3 protein-coding genes are annotated in these 3,076 nt (G+C 57.9%); all 3 read right to left on the bottom strand.

Going from position 1 to position 3,076, the window contains the following annotated elements:
• Nucleotides 1-2,421, bottom strand: a 2,421-nt coding sequence (locus ACXJ7R_RS28780) for a DUF6079 family protein (RefSeq protein WP_457154789.1), incomplete at its 3' end; no start/stop codon positions are given.
• Complete coding sequence (gene brxF, locus ACXJ7R_RS28775) at nt 2,418-2,921, bottom strand: BREX-3 system P-loop-containing protein BrxF (RefSeq protein WP_457154788.1); 504 nt, start codon at nt 2,919-2,921, stop codon at nt 2,418-2,420. The genes brxF and ACXJ7R_RS28780, both read right to left, overlap by 4 nt.
• A gap of 2 nt (nt 2,922-2,923) precedes the next feature.
• On the bottom strand, nt 2,924-3,076 hold a 153-nt coding region (locus ACXJ7R_RS28770), incomplete at its 5' end, for a helix-turn-helix domain-containing protein (protein WP_457154790.1).

Raw genomic sequence — 3,076 nt, 5'->3', positions numbered from 1 at the left:
GATGGCGAGCACTATGTCTCCGGACCAGACGAGGCCAGCGAGCAGAACCACCGCCCATTCAGGCTCCAACCGTCCTGCCGCCGGGTCAATATATTCCAGCCCGTGGTCGTCCTTGATGATCTCGTCGCGATTGGTGACCTGGCCAGGTCCCTTGGCCCTGACGGCCTCGAGGATGGGCCGGACATAGCGCGACTTCGCCGGATCGATGCGCTCGCCATCAAGCACGCCCAATGCATCCAACACGGCGACCGCCTGCTTGGTGCGGTTCTGTCCCGCGATGGCGCGCAAAGCATCCTGCGCTGCCTGCGCACGGTTTGCGCTAGTGATCAGCACGGAGAAGGCCGGGTAGTGCGGAGCCTGGTCAGCGAAATGCGGCGCGAGGCAAACGCCGGCGATGGTGTTTACCAGATCGCGGAAATTGATGGTTTCGTGGGACGCGAGGCCTGACAGATCGCGGACGGATCTGCCCTTCGCCCACTCCGCCAGGGTCTTTGTGCGGCCTTGCCATGTGACATCGAAGGCCGTGTTCATGTTCTTCTGAAGCCATTGCACCAGGTTCCTAAGGARCCCGTTGGCTTTCGCCTCATAGGTGGATTTGGCGGGGCCTGACGCGGTCTGGGCCAGATCGAGCGCTGCCGCATAGGATTTGAGCGAGTCGAGGAAGGCGCTGTCGTTTCCCGTGAGATGGAAAAAGACTTCGTCGCTCTTCTTCTCATCCTTGAAGCGAGGGGGGTCGTAAGGCTGGATGAAGTAGATATAGAAATCCCGCTGGGGCACCGCAGTGGAGCGTTCGTTAGGCGCGCCGAAGAACAGATAGCCGGTGCGCGCAGCCTTGCGCTCCTGCCAGACGAGTTCGTGCTGCCAGATCTTGTAGCCGGTCAAATAGGTGACGTCCTGGCATTCCATAACGCGACGAAGCGCTTCGTAGTAATACCGGTCGAGTTGGGAGTCGGAAAAGCTCTCGGCCCGCTTTTCGATGAGCGCGTCGAAATCATCCGTCTTCTTCAGATCGAGATAATACTGCCGATTGGCAGGATTGACCGAGAGAAACTGGCCGCTGACCGTTCTATGTATCTCGCGCAGCACGGTTTCGACGTATGTCTGCAAATCCTTATCGGGCTCGTTGCTGCCTAGCTCGGCAATTATGGGCTCGAAGAGGCAAAGCCGATCCCGCAACTCCTCGGGCGTCGCACCCATTGGCGCGTAGATGTCGCCGGTCGTTAGGCGATGCACCGAAAGGCCGTGAATGAGCCGCAGCGCCATCGGCTTGTACTGCTTGCGGCTGATGGCGTTTTCGATCCGCGACTCTAGCACCTGGCTGCAATCGATGACGGCGCGGATTTCGGGGATGGCGCGAAAGGCCGCGTTGGATTTCAGATTGTTCCAATAGCTGTCGAACGCGATCAGCCCGGGTTCGTCCTGTGGGACCTCCTTATCGAGCCGCTCCTTCATGGCGAGCGAGAGCGTCTTGAGAACCTCTCGTTTTTCGACGACGGTGACCCGCTCGAAGGTGTCGATGTAGTCGGGATGGACTGGGAACAGCCGGACGAACTCGTCCATCCTTTCGTTGAGATTGCCATAGAATTTGGCGAAGGGAACAAGATGCACGCGGATATGCGCCTGCTGTTCGGCCGTCTTCTTGAGCAGGCGCTCGGCCACGACGAACTTGACGTCGTTGCGGGCGATGAGTACCTGCTCAAAGCGGTCCTTCACGCGTCGCATGCTGTCCGCCACGAAACTGAAGCGATGGCTGTCGAAAATTGCCTCCTGAACACCCGCGATGAAACGGAAGCGCAAGTCCCTGGCGCTTTCGCCGATTTCGCGTAGGAAATTCAGGTCGAGGATCAGTTCCTGGTCTTTGCGCGTGCGCAGATAATCAAGCAGTTCGTCCACGACGAGTAGAAGCCCATGAGTGGGGTATACCTGACCGAACCTCGCCATCATGTCCTCGAAGGCGCGCTTATGGCTGGAAATCGCATTCGGGTCCGGAAAAACGTAATCCACGCCAAGCTTGTCGAGGCTCTCCTCTAGTTCGGCGATCAGAATGTCGCGCAAAGACATCGTGGTTGCACCGATTTCGGTGCGGATCACCTTGAAGCGCCCGGCGATCCGCCCTGCGGCCTGACGCACGTCATCCCTGTGCAAGGCATCGTTCAGGCTTGCATCCGCAGCGAGGCTCGACACCACCGACATCAGGTGCGATTTGCCGGTGCCGTAATTGCCAACAACCAAGAGCCCCTTGTTGTCGGCAGGCTCGTCGAACTGCAACTGTGGAATGACGAGATGGACCAGTCTATCCGCCATCTCATCTGAGATGACGTAAGTGTTCACAAGCTGGCGAGCCGCGTCCTGCTTGTTCGCGTCGCGCAGTTGCACAACAGACTCGATAGGGTCGAAGTGAATAAGATCGCCGTATTTCATGCCCGCCGACTTTCTTGGGCATCAAGCCCGGAGGATTCATTCATGTATACAATCAATGCATCCGCAGCCTCGTAGCTTCGATATTCCGGGTGCCTGCTTTCGGCATAGGTCAATTTGCTGCCAATAACAGCGCCATTCCAGCTTGCCACGACACAGCGATTTCTGGACACACTTTGAAGGAGACGGAGCGGATCCTGGCGCAAACTTTGATCGAACAAAATTTCAATATTGTCGAGCAGCGCAACTGTCCGAGCCTCTTCGACAAGGCCGCCGAACAGGGCTGAGAGGTGCAGGGTCCGTTGGCGCTCCGTTAACTCGATCAGCTTGGCGGAAAGCGCCAAATTGACGTTGATCACGTCAGTCCCGAGCTCGCCTGCAACTGTGCGCAGTGCAGCAGTCTTGCCGGCTCCGCTGTCTCCGACCAGTAGGACCAATCGATGATAGAGGTTTTCAGCTTGTCCGACCGACTGCTTTATTCTGTTCTGGATAGGCTCCGGCATAGCTACTCTCCATCCCGTTTAGAATTCGGAGAGTCGGATTTGTCTGCCGCGCCGCCCGAACGCACCCAATCGTCAACTTCACCTTGCTTGAACATCCAGCGCCGACCGACCCGATGAGCGGGCATCTTCCGCTGTTCAATCCACTTGTAGACGGT

Source organism: Mesorhizobium sp. P5_C1, from assembly GCF_054049815.1.
The sequence above is the reverse complement of the archived record's forward strand: the minus strand, read 5'-3'. Positions and strand labels throughout refer to the sequence as shown.